This window comes from Salarchaeum japonicum, assembly GCF_020614395.1.
Taxonomy (GTDB): domain Archaea; phylum Halobacteriota; class Halobacteria; order Halobacteriales; family Halobacteriaceae; genus Salarchaeum; species Salarchaeum japonicum.
In genome coordinates this window covers 735156-756726 of record NZ_CP085324.1, presented here as the reverse complement: position 1 = coordinate 756726, position 21571 = coordinate 735156, and the positions used below count along the sequence as shown (strand labels likewise).

The following is a 21571-nucleotide window of genomic DNA, read 5'->3' as shown; positions in this document are numbered from 1 at the left end:
ACCGGGGGTTTGTTCCGCCGAGCGTTAAAAGGATTCGTTCTCGTACGCGCTGTACTCGGCGACGAGCGCCATCGCCTCGCGCTCGCGCTCGCCGCCACAGCGTTCGACCACGTCCGCGAAGTAGTCGAGGCGCTCCCGGAGCACCGCCGCGTCGTAGGCCGGCACGTCCAGCCGGGACGCCGCCACCGTCGCCTCCACGACCGCGTAGTACCCGCGGTTCGTCGTCGCCACCGACTCCCGAACCACGCCCGTTTCGACCGGCCGCAACGCCCACTCCACCCACTCCGTCCCCCCCGAGTTCCCCGACTCCAGGCGCTCGACCGTGACGCGCGCCCAGGCGTCCGCCGCGTCCAGCACGGGGTCGTCGGTCTCCTGAATCGAGAGCGCCGCCTCCACGAACACCACGGGGTCGGTCGTGAACTGCACGTAGCCCGCCCCGCGGCGTTCGAAGTTCCCGCGCGTCCGCGTCCGCCCCCATGTCGTCGCCGTCGCGGGAGCGTCGCTGTCCGCGTCGCTCCGCGGCGCGTGCACGCCCAGGGCGGCGGCGTTCCACCGCTCGTTCGGACCGAGCGTCGTCACGACGGTCTCGGTGACGCCGCGGAGGTCGGCGGGCCAGTCGCTCACACCGCCACCCCGCGTTCGAGCGCGACGAACAGCGCGGCGCTCGTGACGTCGGCGGTCGTTCCGGGGTTGATGTCGCGCGCCACGAGGTCGTCCGCGAACGCGGCGACGTCCGCGTCCGGCGCGTCGAGCAGTTCGCTCGCCCGACTCGACACCTCGCGCGCGACCTCGCGGCCGTGCTGGCCGGCGACGAGCGAGTCCGGTTCGTCCGCGAGCAGATAGAGGAAGGCGTCGGCGGCGCGGTCGAGTATCGACCCCGCGCCGGCCTCGATGCGGTCGGCGGCGGCGAACGTCCGCTCGAACCCCCCGACCCACTCGACCGCGTTCCCGTCCGCGGGCGCGCTCTCCGCCATGACGTCGTAGAGTGTGAGGCCGCGGGCTTCGAGTTCGGGGACGGCGTCGCTCCCCCGGCGCACGTCGAGCGCGTCCGCGTCGTCGGGGAGGTCGGGGACGGCCACCGCGACGTGGTCGAACGCGCGGTAGAACCCGGCGGCGTCCGCGACCGTGGTGTCCTCGACGACGTGCGTGACGGACTCGGGGGTGAGGCCGCGCTCGGCCGCGGCGCGGACGAGCGGGACGAGGAGGAGCAGACAGCCGAACTGGGTGTTCCCGCCCGACTGCTCGCTCATCCCCGCGACCGCGCGCTCGAACGCCTCACCCACGGGCGCGCCGGATTCGGCGTCGTCGAGGCCGGGGCGCGCGCCGACCGCGCCCGCGAGGAAGTGCTCGAACCGCAAGTCCGGGAAGTCGCGGTGGCGGTCGACGTTCCCGGGTTTCGGCGTGCCCGCGACTTCGAGCAGGAGCGCGAGTTCGGCGTTCGCGGCGTGGCTACGCATCGAACCACTCCCCTATGGCGTCGCGGACGCGCGCGAGGACGCGCGGGTTGTCGCTCGGCCGCCCCACCGACACCGCGTCCGCGCCGTAGTCGAGGTACTCGCGGGCGGTCTCGCGGCCGCGCACGCCGTTGTTCGCCACCAGGAATCCGTCGAAGCACTCGCGTACGTCCCGAATCACGGACTCTGAGTCCATCGCGTCCACGTGCAGGCAGTCCGCGCCCGCCGCGTCGAGTTCCCGGGAGAGCGCGGGCAGATCGACGCCCTCGACCTCGGCGCGAACCTTCACCGAGACGGTCGCGCCCGCGTCGCTCGCGGCCGCCACCTGCGCGGCGAGGCGGTCGGCGTCCCGGAGGAGGGTTTCGCCCGCACCGGCGGCGCACATCTCGGACTGGCGGCAGTGCGCGTTCACTTCGAGGACGGCGTCGCGCGCGGCGCACTCGCGGGCGGCGGCGCGGAGCGGGGCGAGCGTCGTCGTCCGGACGTTGAACCCGGGTCGGATGGGAGCGTCCGCGACGCGGTCGAGTTCGCTCGCGAGGAAGTCGATGGGGTCGTCGGGGAGGAACTCGGTTCTGTCGCGGTCGGCAACCATCTCGCGGGCGGCCGCGCGGGTCGCGTCGTCCAGCGCGAGGCCGCCGAGGAGCGCGAGGCCCGCGTACTCGCTCGCGTCGCGCGCCCACGCGGCGTCCGCGTCGCCGCTCAGGCTCGCGAGCGCGACCCGTGGCTCGAACACTACGCCACCTCCAGCGCGTCCCGGACGGCGTCCGCGACCCGTCGAGCGTCCGCGTCGTCGTCCATCCGCGTGTCCGTCCGCACCACGGGGCGCGCGAGGTCGGTGCCGTCGTCGGTGTCGAGCACGAACGCGTCCGCGAAGTCGTAGGCGTCCGCGACGCCGCGCGTGCTCGCCTCGTACCCCTTGGCCTCCATGAGTTCCGCCGCGGGGCCGCTGAACACCTCGTCCGCCACGAACGGCGACACCGCCACCACCGTCGCGTCGCGGAGCGCGTCCCGCAGGCCGTCCAGGGCGACCATCGGCCCGATGCTCGTAATCGGGTTCGACGGCCCGACCACCACCGGCCCCTCCCGCACCGCCGCGAGCGCCGCATCGCTCGCCTCGGCGTCCGCCGCGCCCCGGAACTCCACGCGCTCCACCGGGGGTTCGGCGCGCTCCGCGACCCAGTACTCCTGGAAGTGGAGTTCGCGCTCGGGCGTGTGGACGATGCTCGCCACCGGGTCGTCGCTCATCGGCACCACGTCCTCCGGAACGTCGAACGCGTCCGCGAGCGTCCGCGTCACCTCGGTCAGCGAGCGCCCCTCGTCGAGGAGGCTCGTCCGGAACACGTGCACCGCCCTGTCCCGGTCGCCGAGTTCCATGAACTCCCACGCGCCCGAAAACCGCCGCCAGCGCGCGATGTCTCGACCCGTGGTCTGCTTTTCGGGCGGAAGATAACGGGGTTCGGCGTCGATACCGGCCTCCGCGGCGAGGCGCGTCAGTTCGTCGTGGGTCTCCGTCGTGTCGCCTTCGATTCCCCACCAGGTCTCGCGGTCGAGCACGCCGCCGCCGTCGAACAGCACGGTGTCGATGTCCGGCGAGACGAGGAGGCCGCCGAGTTCCACGTCGTCGCCCGTGTTCCCCACCACCGCGTGCGGGCCGTCGAACACCCTTCGCGCGCCGGCGAGGAGTTTCGGCGTCCCCGTGCCGCCGGCGAGAAACGTCACCATACCCGGGAGTGCGGCCGCCGCGCGCTAAACGCTTGCGCCGCCGGCCGTCCTGTCCGGTCGTTTTTACGTGATGCCGGCGAACCCGGACGTATGCACACGGTGAAGGACAGCGTCCACGACCACATCGAGGTCGAGGGCGTCGCCGCCGCCCTCCTCGACACGCCGGCCGTCCAGCGACTGCGCCGCATCAAGCAACTCGGCACGGTCTCCCTCGTCTACCCCTCCGCGAACCACACGCGCTTCGAACACAGCCTCGGCGTCTACCACCTCGCGTCGCAGGCGCTCGCCCACCTGGGAATCGACGGCCCGCGCGCCGAGCGCGTGCGCGCCGCCGCCATCCTCCACGACATCGGCCACGGCCCCTACAGCCACAACGTCGAAGACCTCATCCACCGACGCACCGGCAAGTACCACGACGACGTGGCCGGCCTCGTCGAAACTGAGCCTATCGCGGGCGTGCTCGACGACCACGGCCTCGACCCCGCGCGGGTGACCGCGCTCGTCACCGGCGAGGACGAACTCGGCCAGCTCGTCGCGGGCGAACTCGACGTGGACAGGATGGACTACCTCGTCCGGGACGCCCACCACACCGGCGTCCCCTACGGCACCATCGACACCGGCCGGCTCGTCCGGGAGCTCACGTTCATCGACGGCCGCCTCGTCCTCAAGGAGGGGAACGTCCAGACCGCGGAGTCCCTCCTGCTCGCCCGCGCGCTGATGAATCCGACCGTGTACAGCCACCACGTCGCCCGCATCTCCAAGGCGATGCTGCGCCGGGCGAGCGAACGCCTCCTCGAAACGGGCGACGTGACCGGCGAACAGCTGCGGCGGATGGACGACTACGAACTCCTCGTCCGCCTCCGCGGACACGACGCGTCGCGCGCGCTCGCCGACCGGCTCGCCGACCGCGACCTCTACAAGCGCGCCGTCTGGGCGGAACTGGACGACGTGGCCGAGGACGTGTTCGACCCCGAGGAACCGCTGTTCGACCCCGACCACGAGACCGTGCGCGCGTTCGAGGACGACATCGCCGCGGACGCCGGCGTGGAGAGCGAGCACGTGGTTCTGGACGTGCAGGGCCAGCCGTCGATGCGGGAGTCCACCACGGGCGTGCTCGTGAACGGCGAAATCCGGCGGCTGGACGAGCAGTCCACGCTCGTTCGCGCGCTCCAGATGGCTCAGCGCGAACAGTGGCGGCTCGGCGTGTACGCGCCGGACGACCTCACCGAACCCGTCGGGCGGGCGGCGGAGCGCGTGCTCGGCCTCGACGTGGACGGCGCGCTCGTGAGCGAGACCACGACGGGCGAGTACGCGAGCCTCGACGACTACAACGAATAAGGCGACGGCGGCCCGACACCGCGTATGGAACTCGAAGGCACCATCCTCGCCGGCCCGACGTTCGACGCAGTCGAGGGTCGCGTCGTCGTCGAGGACGGTGAAATCGCGGCGGTCGAAGCGTGCGAGACGGACTCCGAGGACATCGTGCTGCCGGCGTTCGTGAACGCGCACACCCACATCGGGGACTCCATCGCGAAGGAGGCCGGGCGCGGGCTGACGCTTGAGGAACTGGTCGCGCCGCCGGGCGGCCTCAAGCACCGACTCCTCCGGGAGGCGTCCCGCTCGGAGCTGGTGGCGGCGATGGCGCGCTCGATGTCGTTCATGGAGGCGACGGGAACCTCCGACTTCATCGAGTTCCGGGAGGGCGGCCGGCGCGGCGTCGAGATGCTCCACGAGGCCGCGGAGGGCCGCGCGCTCCGGCCGTTCGTGATGGGGCGCGGCGACGCCGACGAGGTGTTGCCGGTGGCGGACGGGTACGGCGCGACGGGCGCGAACGACGACCAGTTCGGCGCGGAGCGCGACGCCGCGCGGGACGCCGGGAAGCCGTTCGCGATTCACGCGGGCGAGGCGGACGCCACCGACATCCATCCCGCCATCGACCTCGACCCCGACCTGCTCGTCCACATGGTGCACGCCGAACCGGAACACCTCACGCGAGTAACGGACGAAGACATCCCCATCGCGGTGTGTCCGCGCTCGAACCTCACGACGGGCGTCGGCCTCCCCGATATCGCGGAGCTGAGCGACTTCACGACGGTGGCGCTCGGGACGGACAACGTCTTCCTCAACAGCCCCTCGATGTTCCGCGAGATGGAGTTCGCGGCGAAACTCAGCGACTGCACCGCGCCCGAGATACTGGGGATGGCGACGCGGAACGGCGCGGAGATACTCGACCGGAACTACGGCACCATCGAGGAGGGCCGGGACGCGCGCCTGCTCGTGTTAGACGGCGACTCGGACAACCTCGCGGGCTACCAGGACGCCGTGCGCGCGGTCGTGCGGCGCGCGGGCGAGAGCGACGTGAAGCGCGTCCTCCTCAAGAGTTAAGCCGCGTGCGACTCATTCACACATAAATGGGGCTCTACGACCGGGTTCTCGTGCCGACCGACGGCTCCGCGGAGACGCGTCGCGCGGTCGAACACGCGGTCTCGCTCGCGGCGGAACACGACGCGACCCTGCACGCCGTCTACGTCGTCAACACCGCGAGTTTCGCGTCCCTGGGGGCCGAAACCACCACGGAGGGCGTCTCAGACCTGCTCGCGGAGGAGGGCGAGGAGGCCATCGACGCCGTCGCCGAGGTCGCCGCCGACTCCGGCGTGCCCGTCGAGCGCGTGCTCCTCAACGGCACGCCGAGCCGCGAAATCGTCCGGTACGCCGAGGACAACGACATCGACCTCATCGTGATGGGGACGCACGGCCGCGGCGGCATCGACCGCCTCCTCCTCGGGAGCGTCGCGGAGAAGGTCGTGCGCTCCAGTCACGTCCCCGTTCTCACCGTTCGCGTCGAGGACTAAACGGGCCGGAGGTGCTCGCAGTCGCCCGCGTGCACCACCCGCCGCTCGCCCTCGGACTCGACGACGAGCGCGCCCGTCTCGGTCACGTCCACCGCCTCGCCGACGAGGTCGCCGTCCGGGAGGTGGACGCGAACCCGGCGGCCGAGCGTGCTCGTGCGCTCGCGCCACGCCGCCAGCACGCCGTCGAGGTCGCCGCGGAGGGCGTCGAACCGTTCCAGGACGCGCTGCACGAACACCCGGCGTTCCACCGGCCCCGCCTCGTTCCGGAGGCTGGTCGCGCCCTCGGAGAGGTCGGTGGGGTCGACGTTCGCGTTCACGCCCGCGCCCACGACCACCCACGACACACGGCCGGACTCGCCCTCCATCTCGGTCAGAATCCCGGCGAGCTTCCCGTCGCTCACGAGGACGTCGTTCGGCCACTTGATGGTCGCGTCCACGCCGTGTGCGCGGGCGGCGTCGGTGACGGCGACGGCCATCGCGAGCGTGAGGAGGGGCGCGCGGGCGGGCGGGATGTCGGGGCGGAGGACGACGCTCATCCAGACACCGCCGGAGGGCGACTCCCACGCGCGGTCGCGGCGGCCGCGTCCGCCCACCTGGCGGTCCGCGAGCACGACGACGTTCTCGCGGCCGTCGGTGGCGAGCTCGCGGGCGCGGTCGTTCGTGCTCGCCACGGTGTCGTGGTACTCGACCGCGAACGGCGCGTCGAGGCCGAACGCCACCGCGTCCGCGCCGTACTCGGGAACCTCGGTGAGTTCGTAGCCGTCGTCCGTGCTCTCGACGCCGAACCCCTCGTCGCGGAGCGCCTCGACGTGCTTCCAGACGGCCGCGCGGGAGACGCCGAGTCGGTCGGCGAGCGCCGGCCCCGTCGCGGGGCCGTCCGCGAGCGCCGCGAGGACGGCCTGCCGGGTGTCGGTCATACCCGAGTGTACGACCGCGGCGGTAAGAAGCCCCCGTTAGGCGACTTCGTTCCCGCGTTTCACGGCGTCCGCGATTATCTTGTAGAGGATGCCGAGCGACCCCGCGTAGACGATAGCGCCGCCGACGAGCACGAGCGCGCCGCCGAGGAACAGCGTAGCCGTGTTCGGTTCGGACGCGTACCCCCGCGACATCCCGTCCATCGCCAGCCCCATCGTCCCACCGGTGATGGCGACGCCCGCGAACGCGACGAGGCCGCCGACCAGCCACACGCCGACGAGATACCAGAGCAACGAAAACCCGTACCGAACCCCCTCTCGAACGCTCACTGTTGACATGGCACGCGAGCGATTCGCGCGGCCGAAAATAAAGATTGGGACGCCTACTCGATGACGACGAGCACGTCGCCCATGTCGACGGACTCGCCCTCCTCCACGACGACCTGCGTCACCGTCCCGCCGCTGGACGCGACCACGTCGTTCTCCATCTTCATCGCCTCCAGAACGAGGAGCACGTCGCCGGGCGCGACCTCGTCGCCCTCCGCCACGTCCACGGAGAGGATGGTGCCCTGCATCTCCGCTTCGACGCGCTCGCCGTCGCCTTCGACGACCACGTCGTCACTGTCGTCGTCCGCGCCGCCCGCGGGTTCGGGGCGCTGGGACGTGCTCTCGCCGCCCGCGGACACCTCGATGGGGGCCGCGCCGCGCTCTTCGAGGTCCACGTCGAAGCGCTTGCCGTTGACCTCGACGGTGAACTCGCGCTCCACCACGTCCTCCTCGCCGGACTCGCTCGTGGTCTCCGTCCCCCACTTCTCCTGGGCGTCGGTGACGGCGTCCTCGTCGAGTTCCTCGTCGAGGTACTTCGTCGTGTGCTCGCCCGCGACGAACGCGTCGTCGGTGAGCATCAGGCGGTGGAAGGGGATGATGGTCGGGATGCCCTCGATTTCGTACTCGGCGAGCGCGCGCTGCGAGCGCTCGATGCACTCCTCGCGCGTGTTCCCCCAGACCACGAGCTTCGCGATCATCGAGTCGTAGTCCGTCACGAGGTCGTCGCCCTGCCGGAGGGCGTCGTCCATCCGCACGCCGATACCGCCCGGCGTGTCGTAGGTTTCGAGCGTGCCGCCGGTCGCGGGCGCGAACTCCTCCGCGGCGTTCTCCGCGTTGATGCGGAACTCCATCGCGTGCCCGTCGAGTTCGACCTCGTCCTGCGAGAAGTCGAGTTCCTCGCCGGCGGCGATTTTGAGCTGCCACTTCACGATGTCGATGCCCGTCAGTTCCTCCGTGACGGTGTGCTCGACCTGGATTCGCGTGTTCACTTCGAGGAAGTAGAAGTCCGCGTCCGCGTCCAGTACTTCGCCCGCGCCCTGCTCGCGGGTGTCCTCGACGAGGAACTCGAACGTCCCCGCGTTGTAGTAGTCCGCCGCGTCCGCGCCCCGGCGCGCGGCCTCCCCGATTTTCTCCCGGAGGTCGTCCGTCAGGGCGGGACTCGGCCCCTCCTCGATGACCTTCTGGTGGCGGCGCTGGAGACTGCAGTCGCGCTCACCGAGGTGGCGGACGTTCCCGTGGTGGTCGGCAACGATCTGCACCTCGATGTGCCGCGGGTTTTCGAGGTAGCGTTCGAGGTACACCGTCGAGTTGTCGAAGTACGCCTCGCCCTCGCGCTGGGCGGATTCGAGTTTGTCCGCGACCTCGTCCGGGCCGTGCACGACCTTCATCCCGCGGCCGCCACCGCCGCCTTCGGCCTTGATAGCGACGGGGTAGCCGTGTTCCTCCCCGAACTCTCGAACCTCCTCGGGGTCGGTGACGGGGTCGGTGGTTCCGGGGACGATGGGCACGTCCGCGGCGTCCATCGACTTCCGGGCTTGCGTCTTCTCGCCGAGTCGGCGCATCGAGTCGCTGCGCGGGCCGACCCACGTCACGCCCTCCGCGTCCTCGACCTTCCCCGCGAACTCCGCGTTCTCCGCGAGGAAGCCGTACCCGGGGTGGATGGCGTCCGCGCCCGCCTGCTGGGCCGCGTCGATGACGGCCTCGTGGTCGAGGTAGGAGTCCGCCGCACGCGCGGGCCCGATGTTGTACGCCTCGTCCGCGTACCGGACGTGACCCGAGTGCTTGTCCGCCTCGCTGTACACGGCGACGGTGTCGATGCCGAGTTCCTCGCACGCACGCATCACGCGCACGGCGATTTCCCCGCGGTTCGCCACCAGAACCTTCTCGAACATAGATGGGGGTTCACCCACCGGCCTACTCATTGTGTCGGTTCAGCACGGGTCGAGGCGGGAACCGACACCACTAACCGGCCCACCCCCACCAGTGGGTGAAGGATGACCGCACGCGACTGGCTCGCCGCCACCTTCAGCCTCGACGACCACGACACCGACTTCAGAACCGAAGCGCTCGCGGGACTGACGACGTTCCTCACGATGAGCTACATCGTCGTCGTCAACCCCGCGATACTCGCCGCGACGGAGGACAAACCCGGCATCGCGGTTCCCGGATACACCGTCTCCGAAGTCCAACAGATGCTCGCCGTCGTCACCATCCTCGCGTCCGCCGCGGCGATACTCGTGATGGCGTTCTACGCCAACCGCCCGTTCGCGCTCGCGCCCGGCCTCGGCCTGAACGCCTTCTTCGCGTACACGGTCGTCGGCGTGATGGGGGTTCCGTGGCAGACCGCGCTCGCCGCCATCGTCACCGAGGGCGTGCTCTTCATCGTCCTCACCGCCGTCGGCGCGCGCGAGTACGTCGTGAAACTCTTCCCACAGCCGGTGAAGTTCGCCATCGGGAGCGCGCTCGGACTGTTCCTCGCCATCATCGGCCTCGAAGGCATGGGCGTCGTCGTCAGCCACCCGGACACCATCGTCACGCTCGGAAACATCGCCCAGAACCCGGTCGCGCTGCTCGCCGTCCTCGGCCTCTTCGCCACGCTCGCCCTCCACACCCGGGACGTGCGGGGCGCGATAATTCTCGGCGTGCTCGCGACCACCGCCGTCGGCTGGGCCGTCGCGTCGCTCGGCGTCGCCCCCCAGCTCGCGCCGTCCGTTCCCGACCCCCAGTACGACATCACGCCGCTCGCCGGCGCGTTCGTCGAGGGGTTCCAGCACGTCGAGGCGTTCGGGTTCGCGCTCGTCGTGTTCACGTTCTTCTTCATCGACTTCTTCGAGACCGCGGGGACGCTCACCGGCGTCAGTCAGGTCGGCGGGTTCCTCGACGAGGACGGCAACCTCCCCGAGATGGAGAAACCCCTGATGGCCGACGCGGTCGGCACGACCGTCGGCGGGATGCTCGGCACGTCCACCGTCACCGCCTACATCGAATCCGCGACCGGCGTCGAAGCCGGCGGTCGGACGGGCCTGACCGCGCTCGTCGTCGGCCTCCTCTTTTTGCTCGCGCTCGCGTTCGTCCCGCTCGCCGCCGCCGTCCCCCTCTACGCGAGCCACATCGCGCTCGTCGTCGTCGCCATCATCATGCTCGGGAACGTCAGCGAGGTGGACTGGAACGACCCGACGCACGCCGTGCCCGCCGGTCTCACCATCATCGTGATGCCGTTCACCTACTCTATCGCGTACGGCATCGCCGCCGGCATCGTCTCCTATCCCCTGATGAAGGCCGCCGCCGGCGAGTACGAGGACGTGCGCGTCGGTCAGTGGGTGCTCGCCGCCGCCTTCGTCGTCTACTTCTTCGTCCGCACGAGCGGCGTTCTCGCCACCCTCTAAGACCCCGGAAGTCGAAGGACGGGTATGCTCGATTCGACGGGAATCTTCGTCTCGGTCGTCGCGTTCGCCGTGCTCGCGTGGGCGGCCCTGATACCGACGCCGTCCCTGGACGCGTACCCGCTCGCCGCCGCGACCGCCGCCAGCCTGCTCGTGTTCGCCGCGGGCGCGGTAGCGGGCCGGTACCGCTAGAAGCGCTCGGTTCGTCCCGCCGCGCTCCACGGGTCGGTCGGCGCGCCGTCCGGCACCCGCACGTCGCGGGACTGGAGGGCGTTCACGCGGCCCGCGAACCCCCAGCGCTCGCCGTCCCAGGACTCGCCGTCCGCTTCCGCCGCCGCGGCGGCCGCCGCGGCCTCCCGGTCGCGGAGGTGCGCGCTCACCGCCGCCGCGATGGCGGCCGCCTCGTCCTCGCTCGCGTCCTCCGGCAGGGAGACGCTATAGCGGGATGTTTCCATGTTTCTTCTCGGGCTGGTCGACCCGCTTTCCGGTGAGCATTTCGAGGTCGTCGATGAGCCGCGGCCGCGTTTCCTGCGGTTCGATAACGTCGTCCACGTACCCGCGGTCGGCCGCAGTGTAGGGGTTCGCGAACTTCTCGCGGTACTCGTCGATGAGTTCCTCGCGCTTCTCGTCGGGGTCGTCCGCCTCCGCGAGTTCCTCGCGGTAGAGGACGTTCACCGCGCCCTTCGGCCCCATCACGGCGATTTCCGCGGTCGGCCACGCGTAGTTCACGTCCGCGCCGATGTGCTTCGACGCCATCACGTCGTACGCGCCGCCGTACGCCTTCCGCGTGATAACCGTCATCAGGGGCACGGAGGCCTCGCTGAACGCGTAGAGGAGTTTCGCGCCGTGCCGGATAATCCCATTATGCTCCTGGTCGGTGCCGGGGAGGAACCCGGGTACGTCCACGAACGTGAGGATGGGGATGTTGAAGGAGTCGCAGAAGCGGACGAACCGACTGCCCTTCTCGGACGCCTCGATGTCGAGCGTCCCCGCGTTCACGCGGGGCTGGTTCGCGACGATGGCGACGCTGCGGCCGTCGAGGCGAGCGAATCCGACGACGAGGTTCTTCGCGAAGTTCTCCTGCACCTCGAAAAATGACCCCTCGTCCACCACCGAATCGACGACGTTCGTCACGTCGTACGGTTTGCGGGGCTGGTCGGGGACGATGCTCTGCAGTTCCTCGTCGCGGCGCTCGGGGTCGTCCCAGGGTTCGACCCGCGGCGGGTCTTCGACGTTGTTCTGCGGGAGGTAGGAGAGCAAGCGTCGGATGTTGTCCAGCGCGTCCTCTTCGGAGTCCTCGGCGAAGTGCGCGACCCCCGACGTGCTGGAGTGCGTGGTCGCGCCGCCGAGTTCCTCGAACCCGACCTCCTCGCCCGTGACCGTCTCGATGACGTCCGGGCCGGTGATGAACATGTGGCTCGTGTCATTCACCATGAACACGAAGTCCGTGATGGCGGGCGAGTAGACGGCACCGCCCGCGCACGGCCCCATGATTGCCGAAATCTGGGGAACGACCCCAGAGGCCTGCTGGTTCCGGTGGAAGATGTCGGCGTAGCCCGCGAGCGCGTCCACGCCCTCCTGGATGCGCGCGCCCGCGGAGTCGTTCAGGCCGATGACGGGCGCACCGACCTCCATCGCCTTGTCCATCACCTTCGTCACCTTCTCCGCGAACACCTCGCCGAGACTCCCGCCGAAGACGGTGAAGTCGTGCGCGAACACGAACACCTTTCTACCATTTACTTCGCCGTAGCCCGTCACCACGCCGTCCCCGGGAATCTGGTCTTCTTCCATCCCGAAGTTGTGGCTGCGGTGGGTGCGGAGCTGGTCGAACTCCTGGAAGGTGTCGTCGTCGAGGAAGTAGTCGATGCGCTCGCGCGCCGTCATCTTCCCCTTCTCGTGCTGGGACTCGATGCGGTCTTCGCCGCCGCCCTTCGCGGCCTCGGCCTTCTTCTCGCGGAGCTCCTCGATGCGGTCGTCCATCGTCATCGACTCGAACACCCTGTCATTACGCGGGCCAACGACCAGCAGTCAAAAAGGCGTTCCGCATAAACGACCGTTCGAGACCGCGTGGTCTCAGAACGGGAGGGGCGGCATCCCGTAGATGGAATTCACGCCGAGGAGGAGCGTGGCGACGACGCCGAGCAGGACGAACGTCCGAATCGACCAGATCCAGACGGATCCGAACCATTCGAGGTTCGACCCCGCTTCGATTTCGTCGACGGCCTGCGGCGCGTACACCCAGCCGACGAAGACGACGCCGAGCAGAACCGACGCGGGGAGCAGAACCTTGTACGCGAGCGTGTCGAACCAGCCGAGCCAGGCGGTGTTCCACGCTGAGAGCGTCCCGAGGAGGAACAGGACGCCGGCGACGCCGAACGCGACGCCAGGCCGGCTGAGACCGTACCGGTCGACGCAGTACGAGGTGACGACTTCGAGGAGGCTGATGGCGGAAGAGAGCGCGGCGATGAGCACGACGAAGAAGAACACCGCACCCGCGGCGCGGCCGAGCAGGCCGAGGTCGGCGAACGCGGACGCGACCGAGATGAAGAGCGCACCCGGCCCGCCGCCCGCGGCCGTTTCGGGGAGCTGGCCGAACTGCGCGAACAGGAGCGGGAGCACGACGAACCCTGCGAGAACGCCGACCGCGGTGTTGAGAACGGTGATGAGTCCGCCGTCGGCGGGGAGGCTGTCGTCGCGTCCGACGTAGGACGCGTACGTTATCATCGCGCCCATTCCGAGCGAGAGCGAGAAGAACGCCTGCCCGACCGCGTACGGGACGACGTCGCCGAGGTTGTTGGCGAGATACGTGAAGTCGGGAGTGAGATAGAAGCTGTACGCGTCCGCCGCGCCGTCGAGGGTGAACGCGTAGACGGCGAGACCGACGAGGATGACGACGATGCTCGGAACCATGAGCTTCGTCGCCTTTTCGATGCCGTCCTCGACGCCGAACGCGACGATACCGGCGGTGAGAGCCATGAACACGGCGTGGAGCGCGATGGCGTCCCAGCCCATCGAGACGCTGTCGAAGTACATCGCGGGGTCACCGAAGTAGCCGGCGGTGATGCTCCCGCCGATGTATCGGAGAACCCAGCCACCGACAACGCTGTAGTAGGAAAGTATCCACAGCCCCGTGAACAGCCCGAGTGCGCCGACGATAGTCCACGCCGGGTGTTTGAGGCGCTGGAACGCTTCGACGGCGTTTATCTTCGCGCGTCGCCCGATAGCGAACTCGCCGAGGATGATCGGGAACCCGATGAGGAACGCCGCAAGGAGGTAGACGACGAGGAACGCCGCCCCGCCGTTGGTCGCTGTCTTGAACGGGAACTGCCAGATGTTCCCGAGACCGACTGCGCTACCGACCGCCGCGAGGATGAACCCGAGACGGGTCGCCCAAGTCTCTCGTTCTGTCATAGCGTACCACGACAATCGACAACCCGACTACTTAAACCCACAGAAGAGTCTTCGAGAAAACCGCGGGAGTGCCCGCAGATTACTTCCGAATCAGACAGTTTTGTCCTTATACCGTGATGACGAGTTTCCCGAACACGGAGTCGTTGAGCACGGCGTCCTGGGCGGCCCCGGCCTCGTCGAGGTCGTAGGTTCGCGAGACCTCGGGGGCGAGCCGACCGGCCGACAGCAGGCGCGCGAGGCGTGCGAGCACCCTGGAGAGGTCAGGCGTGTTGAACATGCTCATCAGCGACACGGTGAGTTCCGCGCGACGCGCCGCCGTGATGTCCGAGAACCCCGCCTCGGGCGTGGTGTTCCCGATACCGACGACGCGCGCGCCCTGCGCCGCGACCGCCGCGTCCAGGTCGAGGTACTCGTCGAGCCGGTGGTCGAGAATCACGTCCGGCCGCCCCGCCTCCACGAGCGCCGCTTCGAGGTCGTCGCGCGCGTAGTCGAGCACCACGTCCGCGCCGAGGTCGGGGAGCGACCGCCCGTACTCCTCGTTCGCGGTGGTGACGACTGTCGCGCCCGCGGCGTCCGCGATCTGCACCGCGACGTGGCCGACGCCTCCGCTCCCGCCGTGAATCAGACAGGTCTCCGCCGGGTCGAGGCCCGCGTGATCCACGAGCGCGCGCCACGCCGTCACGCCGACGAGCGCGACCGCCGCGCCCTCAGGATAGGAGACGCCGTCCGGGAGGCGCGCGAGCTGGTCGGGGCGCGCGACCGCGTACTCCGCGTACGTCCCCTGCTGGGTGCGCCCCAGTCCCGTTCCGAACACGCGGTCGCCCGCCGCGAAGCCGGTGACGTTTGCGCCGACCGACTCGACGACGCCCGCGAGATCCGCGCCCGGCGTCATCGGGAACGCCGGCGGCTCGCGCTTCCCGCGGCGGCTGTACGTGTCCACGGGGTTCACGCCCGCGGCCTCCACCCGCACCAGCACCTCGTCCGGGTCGGGCGTCGGCGTCGGCACGTCCTCCACGCGGAGCACGTCCGACCCGCCCGTCTCGTGGAATCTGACTGCGCGCATACGCGGAAGCGTCGCCGCGAACCCCGATAAGTGTTCGTCGTTCGCGGAGTGGTACGCTTGCACAAATGGACGGCTTTAAGCGACGCCCGGCGGGAGTAACGAACGCACATGAGGCTTCACGAATATCAGGCGAAGGGCGTGTTCGCCGACGCCGGCATCCCGACGCCCGGCTCGGAGGTCGCGTCCACCGTCGACGACGTCGTCTCCATCGCGGAGCGACTCGGGTATCCTGTCGCAGTGAAGGCGCAGGTCCACGTCGGCGGCCGGGGGAAAGCCGGCGGTATCAAGCTCGCCGAGGACAGTGACGAAGCCCGCGACGCGGCTGAGGACATCCTCGGGATGGACCTCAAGGGCTACACCGTCGAGAAGGTTCTCGTCGAGGAAGCAGTCGACTTCACGAACGAACTCTACGTCGGTGTGACGATGGACCGCGGCGAGGGCAAACCCGTCGCGATGGTGTCCACGAAGGGCGGCGTCAACATCGAGGAGGTCGCCGAGGAAGACCCCGACGCCATCGCCCGCGAACACATCGACCCCGCGTTCGGCATGCATCCCTACCAGGCGCGGAAGGTCGTCTACGACGCCGGCGTCGACAAGGCCGTCGCGCGCGACGTGGCGAGCGTCCTGACGACCCTCTACGACCTCTGGGAATCCAAGGACGCGTCGGACGCCGAAATCAACCCGCTGATGGTCACGAGCGACGACGAAGTCGTCGCCGCGGACGCCGTCCTCAACATCGACGAGGACGCGCTCTTCCGCCACCCCGACCTCGCGGAGATGGAGGACGAGGCCGCGGAGGACGAACTCGAAGCCAAGGCGAACGAGTACGGCTTCGACTACGTCCGCCTCGACGGCAACGTCGGCATCATCGGGAACGGCGCGGGTCTCGTCATGACCACGCTCGACCTCGTGGACTACTACGGCGGGAAGCCCGCGAACTTCCTCGACATCGGCGGCGGCGCGAAAGCCGAACGCGTCGCGAACGCCCTCGACATGGTGTTCAGCGACGAGAACGTCGATTCCGTCGTGTTCAACATCTTCGGTGGTATCACGCGCGGTGACGAAGTCGCGAAGGGTATCAACGAAGCCCTCGAACAGTTCGACGAGATTCCGAAGCGCGTCGTCGTCCGGCTCGCCGGCACGAACGCCGCGGAGGGCCGCGAAATCCTGAACGACGAACTCGTCACCGTCGAAGAAACCCTCGAAGGCGCAGTGCAGCGCGCCGTCGAATACGCGGAGGAAGACCAATGAGTATCCTAGTTGACGAAGACACCCGCGTCGTGGTACAGGGTATCACGGGCGGCGAAGGCAAGTTCCACACCGAACAGATGCTCGAATACGGGACGAACGTCGTCGCCGGCACCTCGCCCGGCAAGGGCGGGCAGGAAGTCGCCGGCGTCCCCGTCTACGACACGGTCAACGAAGCCGTCGAGGAGGAGGACGCCGACGCGTCCGTCGTCTTCGTCCCGCCCGCGTTCGCCGCGGACGCCATCTTCGAGGCGCTCGACACGAGCCTCGACCTCGTCGTCGCCATCACGGAAGGCATCCCGACGCAGGACATGGCGAAAGTGAACAAGCGCCTGAGCGAGGTCGACACCCGCCTCCAGGGCCCGAACTGCCCCGGTATCATCACGCCCGGCGAGAGCAAGCTCGGCATCCTCCCCGGCAACATCTTCGAGTCCGGGAACGTCGGCCTCGTCTCCCGCTCCGGCACCCTCACCTACCAGGTCGTCGACACGCTCACGAGCCGCGGTATCGGCCAGACCACCGCCATCGGCATCGGCGGCGACCCCATCATCGGCACGGACTTCATCGACGCCCTCGAAGCGTTCGAGAACGACCCCGACACCGAGGCCGTCGTGATGTGCGGCGAAATCGGCGGCGAGGACGAGGAGGAAGCCGCCGCCTACATCGCCGAGAACATGGACACGCCCGTCGCCGGCTTCATCGCCGGCCGCACCGCGCCCCCGGGCAAGCGCATGGGTCACGCCGGCGCAATCGTCTCCGGCTCCGGCACCGGCACCGCGGAGTCCAAAATCGACGCCCTCAACGACGCCGGCGTCCCCGTCGGCGACACTCCCGCGGAAGTCGTCGACCACATCGAGGACTTCCTCTAAGCAACTCGTCGAGAGACCGAAGGTCTCTCTGGATCCCGAAAATCTCCGATTTTCGAGGACCCTAAACGGTCGCCTCCGGCGACCGTTTACCCGTTGCAGATCCCCACCCGACCGCACGGTGGGTGGCGGGAATCCCAATTTGCGTTCTTCGGTGAGTCGTGTACGAGCAGTGTGGACGCCGCTCTTTGCTTTTGCGGAGCGTCGAACGGTCGAGAACGCTGGGAGCGGTCGCGTCAGTCGGCGAGGAGTTCGTCGAGGAGGTTGCGGTGGGCGGCGCGGAGGTGCTGGTGGAAGGTCGCGGGCGCGATGTCGAGGGCGGCGGCGAGGTCGTCGCCGCTCGCGTCGCGCGGCCACTCGAAGTAGCCGTTCTCGTAGGCGGCGGTGAGGACGGTTCGCTGGCGGTCGGTGAGCGCGTCGAGCGCGCCCGTGTAGGTGGCGTCTCCGCGGTCGATTTCGCGTTTCGACGCGACGGAGACGGTGGCGGCGATGGCGTCCACGCGGTCGATGACCGCGGGGATGGTCGCGCCGGGCGCGAGGCGAACCGTGATTCGGGCGGTGCCGTTCTCCACCGCGCCGTCGGAGAGTGTCGCGCCCACGTCCGCGAGCGCGCCGAGCACGGAGTCCGCGGAGCGCGTGGTCTCCGCGACCACGCCGCCGGACGCGGGTTCCGAGACGGTCACGGTCGCGTCGTCCGTGGCGGCGCGGACGCGCCCCGCGGTCGCGTCCGGCCCGGTGACGCCGAACGTCACCGTGAACGCGCCGTCGTCGTCCGTGTACCCGAGCATCGTCGCGCGACAGTCGAGGTCGCGGGTCGCGTCGTAGGGGAAGCGCCCGCGGTCGGTGACGCGGAGGTCGAGTTCGACGAGGCGGCCCGCGTGGAGGCGGCGGCGGCGTTCCGACGCGGCGAGCGCCGCGCCGACGAGCGTCCCGACCTCGGCCAGCACGCCCACGAACTCGCCCGTGAACGCGCCCTTCCGGGGTGCGTGCGCGACGAGGACGCCGTAGAGCGCGTCGCTCCACAGGAGCGGGACGGCCGCGACGCGTTCGGTTCCGCGAGCGGTCGCGGCGTCACGGCGTTCGGCGTCGGGGAGGGCGGTCGCGTCGGAGACCACGGGTTCGCGGTCGGCGAGCGCGCGCCCGACCGGGCCGTCGTCCCCGCCGGCGGTCGGTTCCAGCGCGCGCTCGAAGTCGTCGTCGGGCGGCGCGGCCGCCCGCGGTTCGACGGCCTCGGTCATCCGCCGCGTCCCGAGCCACGCGTACGACACGCCCTCGACGCCCGCGACCGCCTCGCAGACGCCGTCTTCGAGGCCGGTTCGGTCGGACGCCTCTACGAGGCGGTCGCACACGCGGTGGAGGAGCGCGTTCTCCCGGGAGAGCCGCGAGTCCATACCGAGACTGCGTCGCGCCGACACTTAGGCGCGTTGTCCCGCCAGCGAAACCACATCACACTTCTCCCCGGCCCGCGTACCCGCTACCATGTCCGTGCTCGGCTCGGTTCGCGCGTTCCTCGACCGGTTCGTCCACCCGTGGATCGCCGCCATCGTGCTCTCCGGGCTCTCCCTCATCACCGTCGCCGCGGTCGCGGCCATCGTCGCGGTCGCCGCGGGAAACCTCGGGTACTATCGGTTCGAGGCGCGGTTCGTCCCGCTGTCCGCGCTCGTCTCGCTCCTCGGCATCCTCGTCATCGCCGCCTGCACGCTCTACCTCGGCGTCCTCCGCCTCCTCCAGGTCGCGGGGCTGGCGGAGAGGAAAACACCATAGGGCGGGCGCGACGACTACGAACGAATGCAGACCACCCACCGCACGCTCGCCGCGGACGCCCGCGACATGGCCCGTCTCCCCGACGGCTCGGTGGATCTCGTCGTCACGTCGCCGCCGTACCCGATGATAGAGATGTGGGACGAACTCTTCCGGGAGCGCGACCCCGCGGTGGGTGACGCGCTCGACGCCGGCGACGGCCAGCGCGCGTTCGAGTCGATGCACGCCCAACTGGACGGCGTCTGGGACGAGGTCGCGCGCGTCCTCACCGACGGCGGTATCGCGTGCGTGAACGTCGGGGACGCCACGCGCACCCTCGGCGAGTTCCGCGTCTACCCGAACCACTCCCGGGTCACGAGCGCGCTCGCGGCCCGCGGCCTCAGCCCGCTCCCCGAAATCGTCTGGCGGAAACCGACGAACAGCGCCGCGAAGTTCATGGGAAGTGGGATGCTCCCGCCGAACGCGTACGTCACGCTCGAACACGAGTACGTCCTCGTCTTCCGGAAGGGCGAGAAACGCGAGTTCGAGCCGATGGACGACGACCGGTACGCGTCCGCGTACTTCTGGGAGGAACGCAACGAGTGGTTCAGCGACCTCTGGACGGACGTGACGGGCGAACTCCAGCCCATCGAGGACGCCGCGCGCGAGCGCTCCGCCGCGTTCCCGCTCGAACTCCCCTACCGCCTCGTGAACATGTACTCGACCCGGAACGACCTCGTGCTCGACCCGTTCTGGGGAACCGGCACCACCACGACCGCGGCGATGTGCGCCGCCCGGAACTCCGTCGGCTACGAACTCGACACCAGTCTCGTCGAGCGATACGCGGACGCCGTCACCGAGGTTCCCGCGCAGTCCCGCACCGTCGCCCGGGAACGCCTCGACGCCCACCGCGCGTACGTCGAGCGAACCGACGACGACCTCGCGTACGCCGCCGCGAACTACGACTTCCCCGTCCGCACCAAGCGCGAACGCGACATCCAGCTCTACGCCGTCAGCGACATCGACGCGCTCGACGCGGACGAACGCGGCTACCGCGCCACCCACACCCCCGTCTAGGGCGCGGGCGGCCGCCCGCTTTTTGTCGCGCGCGCCGGAACCCCCTGCCATGGGTGAGCACGCGATTCCGAAGGGCGTCGACCGCGACACGCTCCTGGACGTTATCGCCGGCTGGGCCGAGGCCGGCGCGGCCGACGACCCGGTGTACACGAAGGACGTGGCGGACGAACTCGACGTGAGCGACGCCGTCGGCCGACAGACGCCGTTCCTCGAAGAACTCGGCGTCCTCGACCCCGACGGCCAGCAACACGAACTCACCGACGCCGGCGAGCGCCTCGCGACCGCGCTCCGGGACGGCGACACCGACGCCGCGCGCGAGCACGCCCGCCGCCTCCTCGACGACTGGCCGCCCACCGCGGACGTGCGCGGCCTCCTCCGCGACAACTCGCTCGGCGAGGAGCGCCTGCACGCCCTCCTCGCCGCACTCACCGACCACGAACCCGAGGGCCGCGCCGACACCGGCCTCCACACCCTCCTCGACCTCTACGTCTGGACTGGCGTTCTCGAACGCGACGACGACACCTACCGCCTCCCCGACGCCGACACGGACGAATCGCTCGACAGCCTGGTGACCTCGCTCCTCGCGAGCGACGCGCTCGACGTGAACACCGACCCAGGCACCCGCCCCGGAAGCGACGCGCTCGCGCTCAGCCTCGACCTCAGCCTCGACGCCGAACCCGACGAAATCGAAGACCTCGTCCGCGCCATCCGCCGCGGCCTCACCGACGAAACCTAATCCAACCGCCGCCAGCGCGACGACGCGTCGAGCGCCGTCACCACGCCCTGCACGTCCCGCTGCGTCGTCTCGTAGAACCGCTCCCGTCCCACCGGCGTCCGCACCCGCAACAACACCGTCTCCCGGGTCGCCACGAACACCGACACCTCCCACGACGCCCCCACGGTGCCCCACCGTCCGCGGAGCGACGACGCGTCCGCGTCGGCGACGCGCGACCCGTTCTCCCAGTTCTCGCGCGACACCCGAGACACCTCGAACGGCACCACCTCGGGCAACCGCGCACGCGACCCACCAGCAGAACCACGACTAGGCATACCACACCAACCGCGCTCCACCGACAAAAATTGTCGGAAACCATCGCGTCCGCGAGACACCCAATCGAACAAACACCTATACCGCAGACTCCCGATGAGACACCATGACGACGCTCGCCGCGCTCGCAGCGTTCGCAGGTGTCGGACTCCTCGGAACGAACAGCATCCCACACTTCGTACAAGGCGTCACCGGAACGAGACACATGACGCCCGCCGGCCCGGACTCCAGCCCCGTCGTGAACGTCCTCTGGGGAAGCGCCAACTTCGCCGCCGCGGGCGTCCTCTGCTGGCAGTACCGGGACGCCATCAACGCCACAACGCTCGCCATCGCGTTCGCCACCGGCGTCGCACTCGCACTCGCGCTCGCAGCCTACTGGAGCGAATGAACACACCGCCGGACGCCACAGACTAATAGACGCGAACGCACGCACTCAAACACCTGCACTCGACAATCAGAACGCCGC

Annotated in this window: 24 protein-coding genes; 11 read left to right on the top strand and 13 right to left on the bottom strand. The window is 69.7% G+C overall.

Annotated elements, in window-relative coordinates:
* Nucleotides 1–24: 24 nt before the first annotated feature.
* From LI334_RS04315 to cofD, 4 genes are read right to left on the bottom strand one after another with little or no spacing between them, the layout of a single operon-like run.
* Entirely contained in the window at nt 25–624 is a 600-nt protein-coding gene (locus LI334_RS04315; protein WP_227261945.1) for a DUF447 domain-containing protein, read from the bottom strand.
* On the bottom strand, nt 621–1457 hold the full coding sequence (locus tag LI334_RS04310; protein WP_227261944.1) for a triphosphoribosyl-dephospho-CoA synthase: 837 nt from the start codon (nt 1455–1457) through the stop codon (nt 621–623). Before LI334_RS04310 ends, LI334_RS04315 begins: the two co-directional genes overlap by 4 nt.
* A complete protein-coding gene (locus tag LI334_RS04305; RefSeq protein WP_227261943.1) occupies nt 1450–2187 on the bottom strand; it encodes a tRNA-dihydrouridine synthase in 738 nt (245 codons plus the stop codon). The genes LI334_RS04310 and LI334_RS04305 overlap by 8 nt, the downstream gene beginning before the upstream one ends.
* Complete coding sequence (gene cofD / locus LI334_RS04300; protein ID WP_227261942.1) at nt 2187–3176, bottom strand: 2-phospho-L-lactate transferase; 990 nt, start codon at nt 3174–3176, stop codon at nt 2187–2189. The genes LI334_RS04305 and cofD overlap by 1 nt, the downstream gene beginning before the upstream one ends.
* A gap of 90 nt (nt 3177–3266) precedes the next feature.
* On the opposite strand from cofD, the gene LI334_RS04295 reads away from it, so the two are divergent.
* From LI334_RS04295 to LI334_RS04285, 3 genes are read left to right on the top strand one after another with little or no spacing between them, the layout of a single operon-like run.
* Nucleotides 3267–4514 (top strand): HD domain-containing protein, encoded by a 1248-nt coding sequence (locus LI334_RS04295; protein WP_227261941.1) that lies wholly within the window; start codon nt 3267–3269, stop codon nt 4512–4514.
* A gap of 24 nt (nt 4515–4538) precedes the next feature.
* Nucleotides 4539–5561, top strand: coding sequence for an amidohydrolase family protein (locus tag LI334_RS04290; RefSeq protein WP_227261940.1), 1023 nt, complete (start codon nt 4539–4541; stop codon nt 5559–5561).
* 26 nt (nt 5562–5587) lie between these two features.
* Complete coding sequence (locus LI334_RS04285) at nt 5588–6028, top strand: universal stress protein (RefSeq protein ID WP_227261939.1); 441 nt, start codon at nt 5588–5590, stop codon at nt 6026–6028.
* Here the strand turns inward: LI334_RS04285 and LI334_RS04280 are convergent.
* From LI334_RS04280 to LI334_RS04270, 3 genes are read right to left on the bottom strand one after another with little or no spacing between them, the layout of a single operon-like run.
* A complete protein-coding gene (locus LI334_RS04280) occupies nt 6025–6945 on the bottom strand; it encodes a biotin--[acetyl-CoA-carboxylase] ligase (RefSeq protein ID WP_227261938.1) in 921 nt (306 codons plus the stop codon). The genes LI334_RS04285 and LI334_RS04280 overlap by 4 nt on opposite strands.
* Before the next feature lie 36 nt (nt 6946–6981).
* Complete coding sequence (locus LI334_RS04275) at nt 6982–7281, bottom strand: hypothetical protein (protein ID WP_227261937.1); 300 nt, start codon at nt 7279–7281, stop codon at nt 6982–6984.
* 44 nt (nt 7282–7325) lie between these two features.
* Nucleotides 7326–9161, bottom strand: coding sequence for an acetyl-CoA carboxylase biotin carboxylase subunit (locus tag LI334_RS04270; protein WP_227261936.1), 1836 nt, complete (start codon nt 9159–9161; stop codon nt 7326–7328).
* A gap of 102 nt (nt 9162–9263) precedes the next feature.
* On the opposite strand from LI334_RS04270, the gene LI334_RS04265 reads away from it, so the two are divergent.
* Both LI334_RS04265 and LI334_RS04260 read left to right on the top strand, forming a co-directional pair.
* Entirely contained in the window at nt 9264–10655 is a 1392-nt protein-coding gene (locus tag LI334_RS04265; RefSeq protein WP_227261935.1) for an NCS2 family permease, read from the top strand.
* A 24-nt stretch (nt 10656–10679) separates the two neighbouring features.
* Nucleotides 10680–10844: a hypothetical protein gene (locus tag LI334_RS04260; RefSeq protein ID WP_227261934.1), complete on the top strand. Its 165-nt coding sequence runs from the start codon at nt 10680–10682 to the stop codon at nt 10842–10844.
* On the opposite strand, the gene LI334_RS04255 is transcribed toward LI334_RS04260, so the two are convergent.
* From LI334_RS04255 to LI334_RS04240, 4 genes are all read right to left on the bottom strand, one after another.
* A complete protein-coding gene (locus LI334_RS04255; RefSeq protein WP_227261933.1) occupies nt 10841–11107 on the bottom strand; it encodes an acc operon protein in 267 nt (88 codons plus the stop codon). The genes LI334_RS04260 and LI334_RS04255 overlap by 4 nt on opposite strands.
* Complete coding sequence (locus LI334_RS04250; protein WP_343750107.1) at nt 11088–12632, bottom strand: acyl-CoA carboxylase subunit beta; 1545 nt, start codon at nt 12630–12632, stop codon at nt 11088–11090. The genes LI334_RS04255 and LI334_RS04250 overlap by 20 nt, the downstream gene beginning before the upstream one ends.
* 93 nt (nt 12633–12725) lie before the next feature.
* Nucleotides 12726–14063, bottom strand: a complete 1338-nt coding sequence (locus LI334_RS04245; protein WP_227261931.1) for a sodium-dependent transporter — start codon at nt 14061–14063, stop codon at nt 12726–12728.
* A 106-nt stretch (nt 14064–14169) separates the two neighbouring features.
* Nucleotides 14170–15126 carry an NADPH:quinone reductase gene (locus tag LI334_RS04240; protein ID WP_227261930.1) on the bottom strand — a complete coding sequence of 319 codons (957 nt, stop codon included), beginning with the start codon at nt 15124–15126 and terminating at the stop codon, nt 14170–14172.
* Between the two features lie 108 nt (nt 15127–15234).
* On the opposite strand from LI334_RS04240, the gene sucC reads away from it, so the two are divergent.
* Together sucC and sucD are read left to right on the top strand one after the other, a co-directional pair.
* Nucleotides 15235–16377 (top strand): ADP-forming succinate--CoA ligase subunit beta, encoded by a 1143-nt coding sequence (gene sucC / locus LI334_RS04235; protein WP_227261929.1) that lies wholly within the window; start codon nt 15235–15237, stop codon nt 16375–16377.
* The gene (gene sucD / locus LI334_RS04230; RefSeq protein WP_227261928.1) at nt 16374–17243 is read left to right on the top strand and encodes a succinate--CoA ligase subunit alpha; all 870 of its coding nucleotides are present in this window, start codon (nt 16374–16376) and stop codon (nt 17241–17243) included. Before sucC ends, sucD begins: the two co-directional genes overlap by 4 nt.
* 233 nt (nt 17244–17476) lie before the next feature.
* Here sucD and LI334_RS04225 read toward each other — a convergent pair whose 3' ends face one another.
* Nucleotides 17477–18631, bottom strand: a complete 1155-nt coding sequence (locus LI334_RS04225) for a helix-turn-helix domain-containing protein (RefSeq protein WP_227261927.1) — start codon at nt 18629–18631, stop codon at nt 17477–17479.
* Nucleotides 18632–18719: 88 nt separating this feature from the next.
* On the opposite strand from LI334_RS04225, the gene LI334_RS04220 reads away from it, so the two are divergent.
* From LI334_RS04220 to LI334_RS04210, 3 genes are read left to right on the top strand one after another with little or no spacing between them, the layout of a single operon-like run.
* On the top strand, nt 18720–19004 hold the full coding sequence (locus LI334_RS04220) for a hypothetical protein (RefSeq protein ID WP_227261926.1): 285 nt from the start codon (nt 18720–18722) through the stop codon (nt 19002–19004).
* 24 nt (nt 19005–19028) lie between these two features.
* Nucleotides 19029–20057 carry a DNA-methyltransferase gene (locus tag LI334_RS04215; protein ID WP_227261925.1) on the top strand — a complete coding sequence of 343 codons (1029 nt, stop codon included), beginning with the start codon at nt 19029–19031 and terminating at the stop codon, nt 20055–20057.
* A gap of 49 nt (nt 20058–20106) precedes the next feature.
* Nucleotides 20107–20793, top strand: a complete 687-nt coding sequence (locus LI334_RS04210) for a hypothetical protein (protein WP_227261924.1) — start codon at nt 20107–20109, stop codon at nt 20791–20793.
* Here the strand turns inward: LI334_RS04210 and LI334_RS04205 are convergent.
* Nucleotides 20790–21107, bottom strand: coding sequence for a hypothetical protein (locus tag LI334_RS04205; protein WP_227261923.1), 318 nt, complete (start codon nt 21105–21107; stop codon nt 20790–20792). The genes LI334_RS04210 and LI334_RS04205 overlap by 4 nt on opposite strands.
* Before the next feature lie 104 nt (nt 21108–21211).
* On the opposite strand from LI334_RS04205, the gene LI334_RS04200 reads away from it, so the two are divergent.
* Nucleotides 21212–21493 carry a hypothetical protein gene (locus tag LI334_RS04200; RefSeq protein ID WP_227261922.1) on the top strand — a complete coding sequence of 94 codons (282 nt, stop codon included), beginning with the start codon at nt 21212–21214 and terminating at the stop codon, nt 21491–21493.
* Nucleotides 21494–21571 lie beyond the last annotated feature (78 nt).

Excerpts from the sequence above, each read along its gene's own strand:
- LI334_RS04210 (WP_227261924.1), top strand. The coding sequence starts at position 20,107 with ATGGGTGAGCACGCGATTCCGAAGGGCGTCGACCGCGACACGCTCCTG.
- LI334_RS04270 (WP_227261936.1), bottom strand. The coding sequence starts at position 9,161 with ATGTTCGAGAAGGTTCTGGTGGCGAACCGCGGGGAAATCGCCGTGCGC.
- LI334_RS04250 (WP_343750107.1), bottom strand. The coding sequence starts at position 12,632 with ATGGACGACCGCATCGAGGAGCTCCGCGAGAAGAAGGCCGAGGCCGCG.
- LI334_RS04295 (WP_227261941.1), top strand. The coding sequence starts at position 3,267 with ATGCACACGGTGAAGGACAGCGTCCACGACCACATCGAGGTCGAGGGC.
- LI334_RS04240 (WP_227261930.1), bottom strand. The coding sequence starts at position 15,126 with ATGCGCGCAGTCAGATTCCACGAGACGGGCGGGTCGGACGTGCTCCGC.
- LI334_RS04200 (WP_227261922.1), top strand. The coding sequence starts at position 21,212 with ATGACGACGCTCGCCGCGCTCGCAGCGTTCGCAGGTGTCGGACTCCTC.
- LI334_RS04215 (WP_227261925.1), top strand. The coding sequence starts at position 19,029 with ATGCAGACCACCCACCGCACGCTCGCCGCGGACGCCCGCGACATGGCC.
- cofD (WP_227261942.1), bottom strand. The coding sequence starts at position 3,176 with ATGGTGACGTTTCTCGCCGGCGGCACGGGGACGCCGAAACTCCTCGCC.
- sucD (WP_227261928.1), top strand. The coding sequence starts at position 16,374 with ATGAGTATCCTAGTTGACGAAGACACCCGCGTCGTGGTACAGGGTATC.
- LI334_RS04225 (WP_227261927.1), bottom strand. The coding sequence starts at position 18,631 with ATGGACTCGCGGCTCTCCCGGGAGAACGCGCTCCTCCACCGCGTGTGC.
- LI334_RS04285 (WP_227261939.1), top strand. The coding sequence starts at position 5,588 with ATGGGGCTCTACGACCGGGTTCTCGTGCCGACCGACGGCTCCGCGGAG.
- sucC (WP_227261929.1), top strand. The coding sequence starts at position 15,235 with ATGAGGCTTCACGAATATCAGGCGAAGGGCGTGTTCGCCGACGCCGGC.
- LI334_RS04290 (WP_227261940.1), top strand. The coding sequence starts at position 4,539 with ATGGAACTCGAAGGCACCATCCTCGCCGGCCCGACGTTCGACGCAGTC.
- LI334_RS04275 (WP_227261937.1), bottom strand. The coding sequence starts at position 7,281 with ATGTCAACAGTGAGCGTTCGAGAGGGGGTTCGGTACGGGTTTTCGTTG.
- LI334_RS04220 (WP_227261926.1), top strand. The coding sequence starts at position 18,720 with ATGTCCGTGCTCGGCTCGGTTCGCGCGTTCCTCGACCGGTTCGTCCAC.
- LI334_RS04310 (WP_227261944.1), bottom strand. The coding sequence starts at position 1,457 with ATGCGTAGCCACGCCGCGAACGCCGAACTCGCGCTCCTGCTCGAAGTC.
- LI334_RS04265 (WP_227261935.1), top strand. The coding sequence starts at position 9,264 with ATGACCGCACGCGACTGGCTCGCCGCCACCTTCAGCCTCGACGACCAC.
- LI334_RS04255 (WP_227261933.1), bottom strand. The coding sequence starts at position 11,107 with ATGGAAACATCCCGCTATAGCGTCTCCCTGCCGGAGGACGCGAGCGAG.
- LI334_RS04260 (WP_227261934.1), top strand. The coding sequence starts at position 10,680 with ATGCTCGATTCGACGGGAATCTTCGTCTCGGTCGTCGCGTTCGCCGTG.
- LI334_RS04280 (WP_227261938.1), bottom strand. The coding sequence starts at position 6,945 with ATGACCGACACCCGGCAGGCCGTCCTCGCGGCGCTCGCGGACGGCCCC.
- LI334_RS04205 (WP_227261923.1), bottom strand. The coding sequence starts at position 21,107 with ATGCCTAGTCGTGGTTCTGCTGGTGGGTCGCGTGCGCGGTTGCCCGAG.
- LI334_RS04245 (WP_227261931.1), bottom strand. The coding sequence starts at position 14,063 with ATGACAGAACGAGAGACTTGGGCGACCCGTCTCGGGTTCATCCTCGCG.